Origin of the sequence: Rhodococcus triatomae (assembly GCF_014217785.1) — a bacterium.
Classification (GTDB): domain Bacteria; phylum Actinomycetota; class Actinomycetes; order Mycobacteriales; family Mycobacteriaceae; genus Rhodococcus_F; species Rhodococcus_F triatomae.
In genome coordinates, this window is record NZ_CP048814.1 from 2,582,182 (window position 1) to 2,598,650 (window position 16,469).

The window sequence follows — 16,469 nt, forward strand, 5'->3', positions numbered from 1 at the left end:
AACATTGCCGTACGCAGGGCGATTGACACCGACGGCCGCCTCGGCGAAGGTTCGAGTGTGACCGAAAGCGCTCCGCTCCCGCTCGACGGCGTCACCGTCGTCGCGCTCGAACAGGCCGTCGCCGCGCCACTGGCGACCCGTCATCTTGCGGACATGGGGGCCCGGGTGATCAAGATCGAACGCGTCGAAGGCGGCGACTTCGCCCGGGCCTACGACGACGTGGTGCACGGGCAGGCCTCGCATTTCGTGTGGCTGAACCGGGGCAAGGAATCCGTCGCCGTGGACCTCAAGACCGAGTCGGGACGGGACGTCGTGCGCCGGCTGGTCGAGCACGCGGACGTCGTGGTGCAGAACCTCGCGCCTGGGGCGGCGGCGCGACTCGGGCTGGGGGCGGAGCAGCTTCGTGCCACGCGACCCGAACTCGTGGCCGTCGACATCACCGGGTACGGCACCGAAGGTCCACTGCGGGATCGCAAGGCCTACGACATGCTCGTCCAGGCCGAGGCGGGACTGATCTCGGTGACCGGCACGCCGGACACCGCGACCAAGACGGGAGTGGCCGCCTCCGACATCGCGACCGGAATGTACGCGCTCAGCGCGATTCTCGCTGCTCTGCTGCGTCGTGGCCGTACCGGGAAGGGTGCCCACATCGATGTGTCGATGTTCGACGCGACGGTGGAGTGGATGGGGCACCCGATGTACATCTCGCTGTACGCCGACCGGCAGATCCCGCGTGCCGGGCTCGGCCATCCGGCCATCGTGCCCTACGACGCCTACCCGACGGTGGACGGGGAGATCCTCATCGGCGTCCAGAACGACCGTGGCTGGCGACAATTGGTGACCGAGGTGTTCTCGCTCCCTGATCTCGCCGACGATCCGCGGTTCGCCACCAACGTGGAACGGGTGCGGCACCGGGCCGAGGTCGATGCAGTGGTCGCGGAGCAGACCCGGCAGTGCTCCACGGCGGATCTCGACGCCCGTCTCGCGGACGCGGGGATCCCTGCAGCCCGGATCAGGGACGTCGCGGGCATGGTGGAGCACCCTCAGCTGGCCGTCCGGGACCGCTGGCGGGAGGTCGGTACCGAGCACGGCTCGGTGCGGGCGGTACTGCCGCCCATGACATTCCACGATGTCGAGTTGCGGATGGACGCCGTTCCGGCGCTGGGGGAGCACACCGCCGCGGTGCTCGGCGATCTCGGCTGGAGCGAGACGGAGATCGCCGAACTCCGGGCACGGAACGTGGTGCGTTAGGTCAGCGGCCCTTCCAGACCGCGGGGCGCTTCTCGGCGAACGCCGTGGCACCCTCGCGGGCGTCCTCCGAGACGAAGACCGGGCCGGTGATCTCGGCCTGCTTCGCGAAGAACTGGTCCGACGGCCAGTCCCGCGCAGCCACGAGCACCTGCTTCGTCGCGGCCACGGCGAGTGGGCCGTTGGCCGCGATCTTGTCGGCCAGTTCGAGAGCTGCGGCCAGGGCCTCGCCCGGCTCGGTGAGGCGGTTGACGAAGCCGAGGCGGAAGCCCTCCTCGGCGTCGAAGTTGTCGCCGGTGAGTGCGAGTTCCATCGCCCGCTGATACGGAATCCGTTCGGGGAGTCGTAGGAGGCCGCCACCGGCTGCGACGAGGCCACGCTTGACCTCCGGGATCCCGAACTTCGCTGTCGTCGATGCCACGACCAGATCCGTCGCGAGCACGAGTTCCGTTCCGCCGGCGAGGGCGAATCCCTCGACCGCGGAGATCATCGGCTTACGAGGTGGCTGGGACGTGAAGCCGAGGCCCCGGCCCTCGACGGTGACATCTTCTCCCGCGGCAAATGCCTTGAGGTCCATTCCCGCGCAGAAGTTTCCACCTGCGCCGGTGATCACCGCCACCGACAGATCGTCGCTGTCGTCGAGTTCGTCGACAGCTGCGGCGAGGCCGCGGCTGACGGCGCCGTTGACCGCATTGCGGGCCTGGGGCCGATTGATCGTGACGACGAGGGTGCGTCCACGGCGCTCGGTGAGTACTTCGTCGGACATGGAGTCTTCCTTTCGGTCGGGTGCCGGCGGGTGTGATCAGAGCCGGACGTTCTCGAACACCGCGGCGATACCCTGACCGCCACCGATACACATCGTCTCGACACCGTAGCGAACCGACCGTCGCTCCATCTCGCGAACGAGACCGGCGAGGATTCGTCCGCCGGTGGCTCCGACGGGGTGCCCGAGCGAGATCCCGGACCCGTTGACATTGAACCGGTCCCGTATGTCCTCGTCGGTGAGCTTCCATTCCCGCGCGCAGGCGAGGACCTGGGCGGCGAAGGCCTCGTTGACCTCGATGAGGCCGATGTCGTCGAGCGAGAGATCGGTGCGGGCAAGGGCCTTCGCCACGGCCGGAACGGGGCCGATACCCATGCGGTGGGGCTCCACGCCGGCCACGCCCCAGCTGACCAGTCGTACGTACGGACGTAGTCCCAGTCGTGCGGCGTTCTCCGGTGTCGTCACGATCGCCGCGGCGGCGGCATCGTTCTGCCCGCAGGCGTTGCCCGCGGTGACCGTGGCGTCGGGATCGACGCGGGCGCGGATCGGCCGGAGCTCGGCGAGCTGTTCCACGGTGACGTCCCGGCGGGGGTGCTCGTCCGCGGTCACGGTGACGGGGTCCTTGCCACGTCGCGTGACGGTCACGGGCACCGTCTCGTCGTCGAACAGTCCGGTGTCCCGGGCGCGTACCGCCCGCGTATGTGACTCGGCCGCGTACGCGTCCTGCTCGGCGCGTCCGATCGAGTACTCGCGCCGGAGGTTCTCGGCCGTCTCGATCATGCCGCCTTCCACGGGGAACCGCTCGCCTCCGGAGTTGACCCGCGGCTTGGCCAGCCGGTCGTGGAACTCCACGGACGGACGTCTGGTTCCCCAGCGCATGTCGGTGCTGTAGAACTCGGTCCGGCTCATGGATTCGGCCCCGCCGGCGATCACCAGGTCGCTCATGCCCGTCTGTACCTGCATCGCGGCGTAGATCAGTGCCTGGACGCCCGATCCGCAGCGGCGGTCCAGCTGCAGCCCTGGCACCTCGACGTCCAGACCGGCATCCAGCGCGGCGATGCGCCCGATCGCCGCGGCTTCCCCGTTCGCGTACCCCTGGCCGAAGACCACGTCGTCGATGTCACCGGAGGTGATTCCGGTCCGCTCGACCAGCCCCCGCAGCACGGTCGCCGCGAGTGTCGTCACGGGGACGTCCCGGAACACGCCGCCGAAACCGCCGACGGGAGTGCGCAGCGGTTCGCAGATCACTGCATCGTGCAGGGCGCGCACCGCGCTCACGACGTCTTCTTCGCAGCGCGCACGAGGCCGCCCCCGATGATCAGCCGCTGGATCTCGCTGGTGCCCTCGTACAGGCGGAGCAACCGGATGTCGCGATAGATCCGTTCGACCGCGACGCCGCGCATGTATCCGCTCCCACCGTGCACCTGGACCGCGAGATCGGCGACCTTGCCTGCCATCTCGGTGCAGTACAGTTTCGCGACCGACGGCCCGATACGACGATCCTCGCCGCTCACGTACTTGCGCGCCACATCGCGGACGAGTGCCCGTCCGGCGCTGACACCCACTTGCTGATCGGCCAGCATCGCCTGAACCAGTTGGAAGTCCCCGATCGGGGTGCCCCCTTGACGGGTGACGGCCGCGAACGCGACCGACTCGTCGAGCGCACGCTGGGCAGAACCCACGGCGAGGGCGGCGATGTGCACCCGGCCGCGCGCGAGTGAGGTCATGGCAGCTCGGTATCCGGCATCCTCGGATCCGCCGACGAGTGCGGACTCCTCCACCACCACGTCGTCGAAGCTGACCTCGGATGTCCAGGCACCCTCCTGGCCCATCTTCCTGTCCTTGGGCCCCACCGTGATCCCCGGAGTGTCGGCGGGTACGAGGAACACGGCGATGCCCGTGCCGTTCTCGTCCGCGGGACGGGTGCGTGCGAACACGACGAACAGGTGCGCGGCGGGAGCGTTGGTGATGAACCGCTTGGTGCCGTTGACGACCCATGCGCCGTCGCGCAGCACGGCCTTGGTGGTCAAGCCGGCCGGATTGGACCCGGCCTCCGCCTCGGTGAGCGCGAACGAGGCCACGACCTCGCCGGAAGCGATCCGCTCGAGCCACGTCGACTTCTGTTCGTCCGTACCGAAATTCACGAGTACCTGGCCTGCGATGCCGTTGTTGGTACCGAACATGGACCGCAACGCGAGCGAGGTGTAGCCGAACTCGAAGGCGAGCTCGACGTCCTGGGCGAGGTCGAGACCCAGGCCGCCCCACTCCTGAGGAATGGCGTACCCGAACAGGCCCATCTCGGCGGCATTCCGGCGGATGTCGTCGGGAATGGTGTCGGTGTCCGCGATCTCCGATTCCCGGGGAATTACTTCCTTCTGGATGAATGCGCGGGTCTGCGCGAGAATATCCTTGAAGTCGTCGTCGCTCACTACTGGCATGACAGCGAGTATTCGATCGCCCGATCGATGCTGTCAAGTGCCGACGCGGACGTCGATGCCGGCATGAAGCACCGCTGAACTCGGCTTATAGGCGCAGCCTGACGATGCGTAAGCGTGCCGGTCTTTGTGTGTGCGTGCGCCGTGCCGTCTACTCGAATCGGGGAATTCCCGTGCCGCGTCCGGCGGCAGGCGAAGGTGTGGGCAACGCGAATCGTCCGGTGCGAGAAATGGTGGTCCGATGCTCTTCTACAAGGGTTATCGAGTGGACCCCGGCGAACTGGAGGAATTGGTGTCGCGGTTTCGTGGCGTGCGTGCCGCGGTGGTGGTGGGTCGACCCGACCCGTCCGTCGGTGAGTTGCCCGTGGCGCTCGTCGTGCCCCACTCGCCGGGCGCGGTCGACATCGACGGGCTGCTCGCCCGGGTGGCGGGCGCCGTCCCCCGCTACAAACGCATCCACGATGTCGTGTTCGTGGACGAGTTGCCGGCAACGCCCGAGGGCCGCGCTCGGGCCGCCCGCCGGACGCAGGGCCGATGAGAGCAGGAACGAGAGGACATCATGGCACGCTTGGCACAGACTGCCGGCCTGACCGAGAATCAGCGCGACATTATCGGCGCAGTAAGGGATTTCGCGGACAAGAAGATCATCCCCCGGGCGCAGGAACTCGAACACGGCGACGTGTATCCCCAGGAGATCGTCGACGGAATGAAGGACATGGGTCTGTTCGGGCTCACGATCGACCCGGAGTACGGCGGCATCGGCGAGTCGCTGCTCACGTATGCGCTGTGTGTCGAGGAGATCGCTCGTGGGTGGATGAGCGTTTCGGGGGTGATCAACACCCATTTCATCGTCGCGCACATGATCGCACGGCACGGTACGGAAGAGCAGAAGCAGCAGTACCTGCCGCGGATGGCGACCGGCGAACTTCGTGGGGCGTTCTCCATGTCCGAGCCGGAGCTCGGTTCGGACGTCGCAGCGATCAGGACCCGGGCGAAGCGCACCGGAACCGGCGACTACCGGATCGACGGACAGAAGATGTGGCTCACCAACGGGGCCTCGTCCACCCTGGTCGCCGTGCTGGTCCGTACCGAGGAGGGGGCGGACAGGGCGCACGACAATCTCACTGCGTTTCTGATCGAGAAGCCCGCCGGGTTCGGTGAAGCCCTTCCCGGACTGACGATCCCGGGGAAGATCGACAAGATGGGGTACAAGGGCATCGACACGACCGAGTTGTTCTTCGACGGCTACGTCGCGCCCGCCGACACCGTCCTCGGCGGCGCTCCCGGGCGAGGGTTCCGGCAGATGATGGACGGGGTCGAGGTCGGTCGGGTCAATGTGGCTGCCCGCGCCTGCGGCATCGCGCAACGGGCGTTCGAGCTCGCCGTGCGCTATGCGAAGACGCGGGAGACGTTCGGCGAACCCATCGCCGAACACCAGGCGATCGCCTTCCGTCTCGCCGAGATGGCGACGAAAGTCGAAGCAGCACATCTGATGATGGTGAATGCCGCCAGGCTCAAGGACTCCGGGGAGCGCAACGACGTCGCCGCCGGGATGGCCAAGTATCTGGCCAGTGAATACTGCTCCGAAGTCACCGAGGACAGCTTCCGGATCCACGGGGGCTACGGATACTCGAAGGAATACGAGATCGAACGCCTGATGCGTGAGGCACCGTTCCTGTTGATCGGTGAGGGCACCAGCGACATCCAGAAGCAGATCATCAGCCGTGGTCTGCTGCGTACCTACAGCTGAAGGGAAAGACGACATGACACTTCTCGAAGGACGCACCGCCGTGGTCACCGGTGGAGCCCAGGGGATCGGGCTCGCGATGGCGACGACGTTCGCCGAGAACGGCGCGAAGATCGTGCTCGGCGATCTCGACCCCGGGCGCACACAGGCCGCTGCCGAGGAACTGAAGGCCGCCGGACACGAGGCCCTCGCGGTCGAATGCGACGTCACCAGCGAGGAGCAGGTGAACCGCCTCGGCGACGCGGCGCTGGAGACCTTCGGCCGGATCGACGTCTGGGTGAACAATGCGGGCATCACTCGTGATGCGACACTGCGGAAGATGACGCTCGACCAGTTCCGGGCGGTCGTGGACGTGCACCTGCAGGGCAGCTGGCTCGGTACCCGCCGGGCGTCGCTCGCGATGCGTGAGGCCGGTTCCGGCGCGATCGTCAACATCTCGTCGATCTCCGGGAAGGTGGGACTCGTCGGGCAGACCAACTACAGCGCGGCCAAGGCCGGCATCGTCGGTCTCACCAAGGCCGCGGCGAAGGAACTGGCACACCTGGGGGTGCGGGTCAACGCGATCCAACCCGGCCTGGTCTACACGGACATGGTGCGTGCGTTGCGCGAGGACATCATCGCCGCCAAACTCGCGGAGATCCCGATGGGCCGTGGTGCGGAACCGGAGGAAGTCGCGAACGTCGCGCTCTTCCTCGCCTCCGATCTGTCGAGCTATATGACCGGCAACGTCCTCGAGGTCACCGGCGGCCGACACATCTGACGGCACTTCGGTCTCCGGCCGCCCCGACCGATAGCCTGACGTCGTGGAGCTACGTCATGTCGAGTACTTCCTCGCGGCCGTCGACCACGACGGTCTCGGGTCGGCGGCGGCTGCACTCGGTGTGAGCAAGCCGTCGCTGTCCAGCGGGCTCCGCAGCCTCGAGAAGGATCTCGGTGCCGACCTGTTCCACCGGGTGGGCCGGGGGATGGTGCTCAGCGCTGCGGGAAAGGCCTTCGTCGGACCTGCCCGGCAGATCGTGCGTGACACCGTGGCCGCGGAGAGTGCCTACGTGGCACCGGACGGACTGCCGCGTGGGCGTCTGGACATCTGCGCGTCCGCGTATGTGGCGGAAGGGCCGGTGGCCGGGGTGATCGGGAGGTTCCGAAAACGCTACCCGTCGGTCTCGGTGCGACTGGCGGGAGTTCGTCCCGCCGATCCGGTCGGTGCGTTGATCCGCGACGGTCACTGCGAGATCGTGTTCAGCCATCTCCCCGTCGCCGCTCCGGGCCTGACCGTCCGGAGTGTCGGGCAGCACGAGTACTGGGTCGCCTTCCCTCCCGGCACCGACGTCCCGGACGACGACCCCTTTCCCCTCGGCTTGCTCCCGGACATCAGGGTCGTCGGAGTTCCCAAGGAGGCGTCGTCGCGGTCGGTCGTCGAACGGGCGCTGCAGGCGGCCGGGAGCCACACGGTGATGTCGACGGTGCTCGAACAGCGCGAAGCCGTCGGCTCTTTCGTCGTGGAGGGGGTCGGTATGTCCTTCATCGAACGTTCGCTCGCCCGTCGCGCCGGGGCGGCCGGGGCGGTGGTCCGGCGCCCCGATCCACCGATCACGCTCGGCTACGGCGTCGTCTACGACCCGCGCAGACTCTCACCTGCCGCGGCCGCGTTCCTCGACATGCTCTGATGTGTCAGAGGAGTGCGAGCAAGCCCGCGAGTGCCGGGGGCTTCCGGCCCGACCGACTGAGCACCCCGACGTCGCGGACCATCGGTGGGTCGAGACGGCGGGCCTCGACGTCCCGGAGTTCCCGCGCCGCGACGGCAGCAGGAACCAGCGTCGCGCCGGCGCCCTGCGACACCAGCTCCCACACCGCCTGCCGATGTGCACATTCGACGGCGACGTTCTCGAGCGGTGGCTGCACCGTCTCCCCGATCTCGACGATCATCGGAATGTCGGCGAGTGCGGACACCGGCACCGGGTCCGGTAGCTCCTCTGCGAGATCGCGGTGCAGTGCGAGGACGAGTTCCTGGTCGGGGAGCCGCGCGACATCGAGTCCGTGAGTGAACTCGCCTGTCTCGCTGAGACCGGCATCCGCTTCGCCCGTCCGCAGAGCTCGCAGCACCGTGTCCGGTGTGTCGGCGGACAGGCTACGGAGCCGGACCTCCGGGAACCTGCGGTGGAATCGCCCGGCGAGCGCAGGAAGGGGGTCGGCAGCGAGCGAGTTGAGGACGGACAGCGTCAGGACCCCACCGGTCAGGTCCACCACGTCCCGAACTGCCGCGCGGCCACGGTCCACGTCGGCGAGGACGCGCCTCGCGGCCGCGGTGAACGCGAGACCTGCCTCGGTCGGCTGGAGTTCGCGGCCGCCGCGCGTGAACAGTTCGACACCGAGGTCCCGTTCGAGAGCCCGAATGGCCTGGGACAGCGAAGGCTGCGCGATGAACAGGGCCTTCGATGCTCGGGTGACGCCACCGTGGTCGACCACCGCGACCAGGTATTCGGCGTCCCGGATATCCATGTGCCCAGGCTAGCCGAGTTCGCCCAGCACGGATTCGGTGTCGTCCCCCACTGCCGGTGCCGGTCCGGTGAACAGGTGTTCGCCGTCGAAGGAGGCGGGCATCGCCGCTGCCAGATAGCTACCGATCCGCGGCTGTTCGAGCCGGCCGAACAGGGGTCGTCCGGCGAGTGTCGCCGCGGTGTCGGCGAACGAGCGATAGCGTTGGTGCAGTACGGACGAGCCGCGTAGCGACGCGGCCACCTGTTCGGTGGTGTGCTCGCGGAACCACGCCGCGAACACCGCGGTGAGCACCTCCCGGTGCCGGTACCGGTCCGCCTCGGTCGAGAAGTCGACGCCGAGTGCCTTCTCCAGTGCCGCGACGGCTTCACCTGTCCCCGTCACCGCCACGAGATCGCGGAAATGACGCGGCGTGAGCGCGACGATCATGAACCGGTCTCCGTCGCCGGTGACGAAATCGGTGCCGTACGTGCCGTACACGTCGTTGCCGGTGGCTTCCCTGGTAACGCCGTTGACCTGTACCTCGGTGAGATACCCGAGCGTGCCCGCGGTCGCGAGGGCGACATCCTCGAGCGGGAGGGTCACCCGGGCTCCCTGCCCGGTGCGCTCGCGGCGACGTACCGCGGACGTCACCGCCAGCGCCGCGTAGATCCCACACGTGACATCCCACGCGGGCAGAGCATGATTGACGACGCCGGAGTGATCGGTGGGCCCGGTGATCCGGGGGAATCCGAGTCCGGCGTTCACCGTGTAGTCCACGGCGGGCGTCCCGTCGCTTCCGCCGAGGATCTCGACGGTGATGACGTCGGGGCGCAGGGCCGACAGCGTCTCGTGGCTCGACCACGATCGACCGGCGGCATTGGTGACGAGGATGCCGCCTCCGTCACCGGACTCGGTGACGAGACGTTGCACCGATCGCTGACCCTCCTCGCTGCGGAGGTCGACCTCCACCGAACGCTTCCCGCGATTCAGGCCGGTCCAGTAGATGCTCTCCCCGGCGTCGGTCACCGGCCAGCGCCGGTAGTCGGCGGCTCCTCCCGGCGGATCGACACGGATGACCTCGGCACCCAACTGGGAGAGGGTGAGGCCGCACAGTGGGGACGCGACGAAGCTGGAGACCTCGACGACGCGTAGGCCGGTGAGAGGGCGGCTGTCGAATGTGCTCACGGGTTTCCTCTGCTCGGTTCAGGCCATCAGGGCGGTGAATCGCCAGTCCAGGACGGGGCGTGGTTCCTCGGTGTCGTGTGCGTACACCAGCGATCGCAGCTCCAGGATCCCGGAGTCCGAATCGGGCAGTGTCCGAGCGGATTCGATGTGCAGCTCGCTGGTGAGTGTGTCGCCCTCGTGCACCGGCCCGGTGTGATCGCACGAATGCCAGCCGAGCACGGTCACGAGGTTCGGCAACGCTCGCGTCGCCTGGCTCAGCGCGAGGCCGATGGTGTGCCCGCCGTAGACGAGCCGTCCGGCCTGCCCGACCCGGGCATCATGGTGTGTCGCCGCGATGTTGAGCGTCAGCCGCGCCAGTTCCGGTGCGCCGGAGACGACGTCGCCGCTACTGCTCGACACCTGTCCGGCGAGATCTTCCGTGAAGTGCGGTCCGGGTATGCGTTCGCGATACGCGCTCAGGTCCCATCCCTCGGGGACGACGAGGGACTCCTCGCCGATCGGCTTCCGGCCGAGCGGCGACGGCGTTCCGATGCGCGAGAGGTCGTCGGCGTGCACGGTGCGGGACGGGTCGGCCTCCGGGCTCAGCGGCAGCATGGCACACCGGTGGAAATCGAGCACCGTCCTTCCGTCCTGATCGGTGGTGCGTATCCGCAGTGCCGCGAGCCCGGTGGGCGCCCGACCGGGCTTGGTGGAATTCTCCCGCAGCCCCACGACCGCGGTCCGCGTGTACAGGGTGTCGCCCAGATGCGGATACCGGTGGAACCGCAGGCCGCGGTAGAAGAGATTCGCCTTGACGTGATGAGTGGCGAGCGTCGACTGTCCGATCGCGAGGTCGCACACGAGTCCGGCGTGCGCGACAGGCGCGGCGTTTCCGGTCACCGCGGCCGACAGGTGTGCGTCGAGGGGCAGTCGCAACCGGTCCCCGAGAATGGCCTGATGCGTCGCGGCGAGGCCGCTGGTGAGGGTCACCGCGGGTGCGGCATCGAACGTCTGCCCGACGGAGAGCTCGTCGAAGTACGGTCCGCCCACGGGAACCGGTGTCATCGTGCGCCTGCCTTCGCCAGGGTGCGACGGGCGGCGACGGCGACTGCCTCGTCGAGCATCCTGCCGTCGAGTCGCGCGGCACCGGCGCCTCGGGACCTGGCGTCGTCGAGTGCTGCGAGCACCCGCCGGGCGTCGTCGACGGCCTCCTCGGACGGAGTGAAGAAGGCGGTCGCCGTGTCGATCTGAGCGGGGTGGATGGCCCAGGTGCCGTCGAATCCGAGCTCACTCACCCAGCGTTTCGCGGTGCGGAATGAGTCGTCGTCGCGGATACCCAGAAACGGTCCGTCGATCGCCTGGATCCCCGCGGCACGGGCCGCGTGCAGGACCCGGTCCTGTACGGCGAGCCAGTGTTGCGGTTGCGCCGTGGCCGAGCGGCCCAGTGCGGCACCGAGGTCCGCGTATCCGATGATCACCGCCTCCACTCGTTCCGCGGCGCAGATTCGCCCGATGTCCTCTATCGCGCGGGGCGTCTCCACCAGCGCCTGGAGCGGGACGGACCTGCCGAGCAACGTCGCCGCCTCGCTCAACTGCTCCGTGGACTCCGTCTTCGGAAGCACCGCGGACGCGAGTGCGGCGCCGAGGTCGCCGCAGGTCTGCAGGTCGTCGCGAGCCCAGTCCGTGTCGAGGCCGTTCACCCGGACCGACACCGTGCGGTGGGCGCCGTACTCGGCGACCAGCGCGGTGGCGGCGGCGCGGGCTGATTCCTTGTGTGCGGCGGTGACGGCGTCCTCGAGGTCGAGTACCACCTCGTCGGCACCGGACTCGAGGGCCTTGCGGGCCTTGCGCTCGTCCGACGCGGGTGCGACGAGCACGGCACGGCGGCGGACGGGGGGATGCTGTCGGGCAGCGGCCGGGGTCGTCGCGGCTGGGAATGTCACTGTGGGTGGGGTCCTTCTCGTGCGACGGCATCTGGAGGATTCTGTCGATATTTGTGCGGCCAATGTCTCGCCGCATTCTTCCTATCACACGGCAGATTCGGCGTGAAGTGTTGACTTCCCCGGAGATATGTTCAAATATGGCCGTACATATTCTCGGGCGAACGAACCCACGAACCATCGGCAGGACGGGACCATGACCACTTCGACCGCGAGCACGTTGAACCAGGAGGAAGGTTTCCTGGTCGATACCGTGCGCGCCTTCATCGATCGCGATGTCAAGCCCACGGTGCAGGAGGTGGAGCACGCGAACGAGTACCCCGAGAAGTGGATCGAGCAGATGAAGCAGATCGGCGTCTACGGTCTCGCCGTGCCGGAGGAGTTCGGCGGGACGCCCGTGTCGATGCCCTGCTACGTGCAGGTCACCGAGGAGCTCTCCCGCGGATGGATGAGTCTCGCCGGTGCGATGGGCGGACACACCGTCGTCGCGAAACTGCTCACGCTGTTCGGCACCGACGACCAGAAGCAGCGGTACCTCCCGCTCCTGGCCACCGGTGAGATGCGTGCCACGATGGCGCTCACGGAGCCCGGTGGCGGTTCCGACCTGCAGAACATGGGCACCACGGCGCGAACCGACGGCGACGATCTGGTGATCAACGGATCCAAGACCTGGATCTCCAACGCGCGCCGGTCCGGGCTCATCGCCCTCCTGTGCAAGACCGACCCCCAGGCCACTCCCCGGCACTCCGGTATCTCGATCGTGCTGGTCGAGCACGGTCCCGGCCTGACCGTCTCCCGCGATCTGCCCAAGCTCGGCTACAAGGGCGTCGAGAGCTGTGAGCTGTCGTTCGACGACTACCGGATCCCGGCCACCGCGATCCTCGGCGGCGAACCCGGTCGAGGATTCGGGCAGATGATGAAGGGGCTCGAGACCGGTCGCCTCCAGGTGGCCAGTCGGGCGCTCGGCGTCGCCACCGCGGCGCTCGAGGACTCGCTCGCATACGCACAGCAGCGGGAGAGCTTCGGGAAGCCGATCTGGAAGCACCAGTCGGTGGGCAACTACCTTGCCGACATGGCGACCAAACTCACCGCCGCGCGCCAGCTCACCCGCTACGCCGCCGAGAAGTACGACAGCGGGGAGCGGTGCGACATGGAGGCCGGGATGGCCAAGTTGTTCGCCTCCGAGGTCGCGATGGAGATAGCCATGAACGCCGTCCGCATCCACGGCGGATACGGGTACTCCACCGAGTACGACGTCGAACGCTACTTCCGGGATGCGCCGCTGATGATCGTCGGTGAGGGCACGAACGAGATCCAGCGCAATGTCATCGTCGGTCAACTCGTGGCCCGCGGCGGCCTGTAGGCCGGGCGCGGTGGCTAGGATCGGGGCGCGATGAACGAGAGCGAACCTGCCTACCGTGTGCTGTCCGGCGAGCTGCGCCGTGAGATCGCCGCCGGTCGCTATCGGGGTGGGGTTCGCCTGCCCACCGAGGCGCAGCTGTCCGAGGAACACGGTCTGAGCCGTCAGACGGTGCGCCGCGCCTTCCAGGATCTCGTCGCCGAGGGAATCGTCTACCGGGTGCCGGGCCGCGGTACGTTCGCCATCGAGTCGGACGGCCGGTATCTGCGTCAGCTCGGGTCCATCGAGGATCTGATGAACCTGTCCGCGGACACCACGATGCGGGTGATCGAGCCGCTCACCCGACGCATCGACGTCGACGTCGCGAGTCGGCTGCGGCTGGACACCGACGTCGTGTACCGCCTGGTGTTCGCCCGGTTGCACGACGGGGTGCCCTTCGTCGTGACAACCGTGTTCCTTCCGCAGCGGGTGGCACGCCCGGTTCTCGATGCCCCGGAACTGCAATCGGGCGCAACCAGCGAGCACACCATCATCGGGCTGCTCGAACCGCACCTGACACACCCGATCGGTGAGGCTGCCCAATCCATCACCGTCGGCGCGGCCTCGCCCAGGGTTGCGGCTGAACTCGGCTGCGCCGAAGGGCATCCGATGCTGCGGGTCGACCGCCTCTACAGCGATACCGAGGGGCTGGCCACCGAACTGGCGGTCAGCTACTTCCTGCCAGAGCACTACACGTACCGCGTCACGTTGCGCCGCAGCGGGCGCTGAGTCGCCACCGGACGGATACGTCCGGTAGCCGGATTACAGGAGAATCATGCGCGTACTCGACGGAATCGACGAAGTGGAAGCCGCAGTGGGCGAGAGCCTCGGCCACACCGATTGGCTCGAGGTCACCCAGGACCGGGTGAACCTGTTCGCCGACGCCACCGAAGACCACCAGTGGATCCACGTCGATCCCGTCCGCGCCGCGGACGGCCCGTTCGGCGCCCCCATCGCACACGGCTACCTGACGCTCTCGCTGTTGCCGAAGCTCGGTGCCGGACTGTTGCGGGTCGACGGACTGAAGATGAAGATCAATTACGGGCTCAACAAGGTTCGGTTCCCACAGCCGGTGAAGGTGGGGTCCTCCATTCGGGCGACGGGCGAGATCGTGTCGGTCGAGCGCACCGCCAAGGGAGCCACGGTCGTCGTCGCCTACACGATCGAGATCGAGGGCGAGAGCAAGCCCGCGTGTGTCGCCGAAACCGTCGTCGTGATGGTTCCGTGAGGTGCCGGGCGTGATGAGGCGAGCAGCATTGGTGGCGCCTGTGCGCACCGCCGTCGGCCGGTACGGGGGAGGGCTCCGGGACGTCCCGGCCCAGACGCTCGCCGCCACCGTGATCAGGGAGGCCGTTGCTCGTTCGGGTATCGACCCCGAGGTGATCGAGGACGTCGCGATGGGCCAGTCCTATGCGAATTCCGAGGCGCCGTGCATCGGTCGATGGGCAGCTCTCGACGCAGGACTGCCGATCTCGGTGGCCGGCCTGCAGACGGACCGGCGCTGTGGGACGGGCCTGCAAGCCATCGCGACCGCGTCGATGATGGTGCAGACGGGAACGGCCGATGTCGTTCTCGCGGGCGGCGTCGAATCGATGAGCGGTATCGAGCACTACACGACCGGGGCACGATGGGGCACCCGCGCGGGCGGGCTGAATCTGTACGACCGGCTCGACCGGGGACGGGAGCGCTCGCAGCCCGAGTGGCGGTTCGGAAGGATCAGCGGAATGATCGAAACAGCCGAAAACGTCGCCGAGCGAACGGGAATCACTCGGGAACAGTCCGACGAGTACGCTGCGCAGAGCCAGCAGAAGGCCGCGCGAGCGTGGGAGGCGGGCCGGTTCGACGACGAGATCGTCGCCGTCGAACTCACCGACCGCAAGGGCAACACGTCCGACTTCGCGCGGGACGAGGGCGTCCGCGCCGACACGACGATCGAATCACTCGCGACGTTGCGTGCGCTGACGCCGGGAGGCGTCGTCACCGCGGGGAACGCCAGCCAGCAGAACGATGCGGCCTCGGCGATGCTCGTCGTGGCCGAGGACCGTCTCGACGAGTACGGTCTCGAGCCGCTCGGCTTCCTCACCGGCTGGGCAGCTGCCGGATGCGAACCCGCGCTGATGGGGCTGGGGCCCGTTCCGGCGACCGAGAAGTTGATGCGCAAGACCGGACTCGGGTGGTCGGACTTCGACCTCGTCGAACTCAACGAGGCGTTCGCCTGCCAGGTGCTCGGCGTGCTCGCGGAATGGGATTTCGAGGATCGGGATCGGTTGAACGTCAACGGATCCGGAATCTCTCTCGGGCATCCTGTCGGTGCGACCGGAGCCCGTATGGCCACCACTGCCCTGCACGAGCTCGGCCGCCGCGGTGGCGGCAGGGCGCTGATCACCATGTGCATCGGCGGAGGACAGGGTCTGGCCGCCGTGGTGGAGTCGGCACGATGAGCGGGGCCGCACCGGCATCGGCAGATGCCGGGATGCGCCGGGACGACGCGCCGGTGGTGCTCACCGAGCTCCGGGGCCACGTGCTGATCGTGACCATCAACCGTCCCGAGGTGCGCAACGCGGTGAATGCCGCGGTGGCCGGAGGAATCGGCGACGCACTGGAAGCGGCGAACACCGACCCGGAGGTGCGGGCAGTCGTGATCACCGGTGCAGGGGACCAGGCCTTCTGCGGCGGGGGTGACCTCGCCGAGATGGCGGCGGGGCGGTCGCTGCAGCCGGGAGATCCGCCGCGTGCCCGGTGGGGCTTCGCCGGGATCTGCGCGCACCCGATCGACAAGCCGATCGTCGCCGCGGTGAACGGATTCGCGATCGGCGGCGGCACGGAAATCGCGATGGCCTGTGATCTCGTGGTCGCGGACGAGACCGCCCGGTTCTCGCTGCCCGAGGTACGCAACGGGTTCATCGCCTCCGGCGGTGGTGCGATCTGGCTCGCGCAGCGGGTCCCACGCGCGGTGGCCATGGAGATCCTCCTGGTCGGGGATCGATTCGACGCCGAACAGGCGCAGCGCTGGGGACTCGTGAACAGGGTCGTACCCCGTGGCGGCGCGCTGTCCGGCGCCCTCGCGGTGGCGGAGGCGGTGGCAGCCAACGCGCCTCTGGCCGTGCAGGCGACGAAACGCCTGGTGGCAGGGATCGTCGACGGCGAGGTCGTCACCGACCGGGAGGCGTGGGCGCGGTCGGCGGCCGAGCACGCGGTGATCGCGCAGACCGCCGATGCGGCGGAGGGGCCGCGCGCGTTCGTCGAGAAGCGTCCACCTCGTTGGACGGGGAGCTGAGGGGAGTCGTACGGCGTA

General features: G+C 68.2%; 17 protein-coding genes. 10 read left to right on the forward strand and 7 right to left on the reverse strand.

Features of this window, described 5'->3' with window-relative positions:
- The first annotated feature begins 57 nt into the window (after positions 1-57).
- Positions 58-1,251: a CaiB/BaiF CoA transferase family protein gene (locus tag G4H71_RS12155; protein ID WP_246442201.1), complete on the forward strand. Its 1,194-nt coding sequence runs from the start codon at positions 58-60 to the stop codon at positions 1,249-1,251.
- Position 1,252: 1 nt separating this feature from the next.
- On the opposite strand, the gene G4H71_RS12160 is transcribed toward G4H71_RS12155, so the two are convergent.
- The 3 genes from G4H71_RS12160 to G4H71_RS12170 are packed head-to-tail and all read right to left on the reverse strand — an operon-like array spanning position 1,253 to position 4,449.
- Positions 1,253-2,014: a crotonase/enoyl-CoA hydratase family protein gene (locus G4H71_RS12160; protein WP_072737192.1), complete on the reverse strand. Its 762-nt coding sequence runs from the start codon at positions 2,012-2,014 to the stop codon at positions 1,253-1,255.
- A 36-nt stretch (positions 2,015-2,050) separates the two neighbouring features.
- Positions 2,051-3,271 carry an acetyl-CoA C-acetyltransferase gene (locus tag G4H71_RS12165; RefSeq protein ID WP_072737293.1) on the reverse strand — a complete coding sequence of 407 codons (1,221 nt, stop codon included), beginning with the start codon at positions 3,269-3,271 and terminating at the stop codon, positions 2,051-2,053.
- 14 nt (positions 3,272-3,285) lie between these two features.
- The gene (locus tag G4H71_RS12170) at positions 3,286-4,449 is read right to left on the reverse strand and encodes an acyl-CoA dehydrogenase family protein (protein ID WP_072737191.1); all 1,164 of its coding nucleotides are present in this window, start codon (positions 4,447-4,449) and stop codon (positions 3,286-3,288) included.
- Between the two features lie 238 nt (positions 4,450-4,687).
- Here G4H71_RS12170 and G4H71_RS12175 point away from each other — a divergent pair, with 238 nt between their 5' ends.
- From G4H71_RS12175 to G4H71_RS12190, 4 genes are read left to right on the forward strand one after another with little or no spacing between them, the layout of a single operon-like run.
- Positions 4,688-4,984: an AMP-binding enzyme gene (locus tag G4H71_RS12175; RefSeq protein ID WP_072737190.1), complete on the forward strand. Its 297-nt coding sequence runs from the start codon at positions 4,688-4,690 to the stop codon at positions 4,982-4,984.
- 21 nt (positions 4,985-5,005) lie between these two features.
- Positions 5,006-6,196, forward strand: a complete 1,191-nt coding sequence (locus tag G4H71_RS12180; RefSeq protein ID WP_072737189.1) for an acyl-CoA dehydrogenase family protein — start codon at positions 5,006-5,008, stop codon at positions 6,194-6,196.
- 13 nt (positions 6,197-6,209) lie between these two features.
- Positions 6,210-6,953: a 3-oxoacyl-ACP reductase FabG gene (fabG, locus tag G4H71_RS12185; protein WP_072737188.1), complete on the forward strand. Its 744-nt coding sequence runs from the start codon at positions 6,210-6,212 to the stop codon at positions 6,951-6,953.
- Between the two features lie 43 nt (positions 6,954-6,996).
- Positions 6,997-7,860 (forward strand): LysR family transcriptional regulator, encoded by an 864-nt coding sequence (locus G4H71_RS12190; protein WP_072737187.1) that lies wholly within the window; start codon positions 6,997-6,999, stop codon positions 7,858-7,860.
- A 4-nt stretch (positions 7,861-7,864) separates the two neighbouring features.
- On the opposite strand, the gene G4H71_RS12195 is transcribed toward G4H71_RS12190, so the two are convergent.
- The 4 genes from G4H71_RS12195 to G4H71_RS12210 are packed head-to-tail and all read right to left on the reverse strand — an operon-like array spanning position 7,865 to position 11,712.
- Complete coding sequence (locus G4H71_RS12195) at positions 7,865-8,692, reverse strand: LysR family transcriptional regulator (protein WP_072737186.1); 828 nt, start codon at positions 8,690-8,692, stop codon at positions 7,865-7,867.
- Between the two features lie 9 nt (positions 8,693-8,701).
- Positions 8,702-9,856 (reverse strand): CoA transferase, encoded by a 1,155-nt coding sequence (locus G4H71_RS12200; protein WP_072737185.1) that lies wholly within the window; start codon positions 9,854-9,856, stop codon positions 8,702-8,704.
- An 18-nt stretch (positions 9,857-9,874) separates the two neighbouring features.
- Entirely contained in the window at positions 9,875-10,900 is a 1,026-nt protein-coding gene (locus G4H71_RS12205; RefSeq protein WP_072737184.1) for a MaoC family dehydratase, read from the reverse strand.
- Positions 10,897-11,712 (reverse strand): HpcH/HpaI aldolase/citrate lyase family protein, encoded by an 816-nt coding sequence (locus tag G4H71_RS12210; RefSeq protein WP_072737183.1) that lies wholly within the window; start codon positions 11,710-11,712, stop codon positions 10,897-10,899. Before G4H71_RS12210 ends, G4H71_RS12205 begins: the two co-directional genes overlap by 4 nt.
- Before the next feature lie 259 nt (positions 11,713-11,971).
- Here G4H71_RS12210 and G4H71_RS12215 point away from each other — a divergent pair, with 259 nt between their 5' ends.
- Genes G4H71_RS12215 through G4H71_RS12235 form a run of 5 tightly spaced genes read left to right on the forward strand, consistent with a single transcriptional unit; the run spans position 11,972 to position 16,451 of the window.
- Positions 11,972-13,138: an acyl-CoA dehydrogenase family protein gene (locus G4H71_RS12215; protein ID WP_072737182.1), complete on the forward strand. Its 1,167-nt coding sequence runs from the start codon at positions 11,972-11,974 to the stop codon at positions 13,136-13,138.
- A gap of 30 nt (positions 13,139-13,168) precedes the next feature.
- Positions 13,169-13,903, forward strand: coding sequence for a GntR family transcriptional regulator (locus tag G4H71_RS12220; protein ID WP_072737181.1), 735 nt, complete (start codon positions 13,169-13,171; stop codon positions 13,901-13,903).
- A gap of 46 nt (positions 13,904-13,949) precedes the next feature.
- Positions 13,950-14,402, forward strand: a complete 453-nt coding sequence (locus G4H71_RS12225; RefSeq protein ID WP_072737180.1) for a MaoC family dehydratase — start codon at positions 13,950-13,952, stop codon at positions 14,400-14,402.
- Between the two features lie 13 nt (positions 14,403-14,415).
- Complete coding sequence (locus G4H71_RS12230) at positions 14,416-15,615, forward strand: acetyl-CoA C-acetyltransferase (RefSeq protein WP_072737292.1); 1,200 nt, start codon at positions 14,416-14,418, stop codon at positions 15,613-15,615.
- Positions 15,612-16,451, forward strand: coding sequence for an enoyl-CoA hydratase-related protein (locus G4H71_RS12235; protein WP_371842144.1), 840 nt, complete (start codon positions 15,612-15,614; stop codon positions 16,449-16,451). Before G4H71_RS12230 ends, G4H71_RS12235 begins: the two co-directional genes overlap by 4 nt.
- Positions 16,452-16,469 lie beyond the last annotated feature (18 nt).

Coding starts and splice junctions, on each gene's coding strand:
- G4H71_RS12225 (WP_072737180.1), top strand. CDS start 13,950: ATGCGCGTACTCGACGGAATCGACGAAGTGGAAGCCGCAGTGGGCGAG.
- G4H71_RS12175 (WP_072737190.1), top strand. CDS start 4,688: ATGCTCTTCTACAAGGGTTATCGAGTGGACCCCGGCGAACTGGAGGAA.
- G4H71_RS12170 (WP_072737191.1), bottom strand. CDS start 4,449: ATGCCAGTAGTGAGCGACGACGACTTCAAGGATATTCTCGCGCAGACC.
- G4H71_RS12160 (WP_072737192.1), bottom strand. CDS start 2,014: ATGTCCGACGAAGTACTCACCGAGCGCCGTGGACGCACCCTCGTCGTC.
- G4H71_RS12230 (WP_072737292.1), top strand. CDS start 14,416: ATGAGGCGAGCAGCATTGGTGGCGCCTGTGCGCACCGCCGTCGGCCGG.
- G4H71_RS12220 (WP_072737181.1), top strand. CDS start 13,169: ATGAACGAGAGCGAACCTGCCTACCGTGTGCTGTCCGGCGAGCTGCGC.
- fabG (WP_072737188.1), top strand. CDS start 6,210: ATGACACTTCTCGAAGGACGCACCGCCGTGGTCACCGGTGGAGCCCAG.
- G4H71_RS12180 (WP_072737189.1), top strand. CDS start 5,006: ATGGCACGCTTGGCACAGACTGCCGGCCTGACCGAGAATCAGCGCGAC.
- G4H71_RS12195 (WP_072737186.1), bottom strand. CDS start 8,692: ATGGATATCCGGGACGCCGAATACCTGGTCGCGGTGGTCGACCACGGT.
- G4H71_RS12235 (WP_371842144.1), top strand. CDS start 15,612: ATGAGCGGGGCCGCACCGGCATCGGCAGATGCCGGGATGCGCCGGGAC.
- G4H71_RS12205 (WP_072737184.1), bottom strand. CDS start 10,900: ATGACACCGGTTCCCGTGGGCGGACCGTACTTCGACGAGCTCTCCGTC.
- G4H71_RS12215 (WP_072737182.1), top strand. CDS start 11,972: ATGACCACTTCGACCGCGAGCACGTTGAACCAGGAGGAAGGTTTCCTG.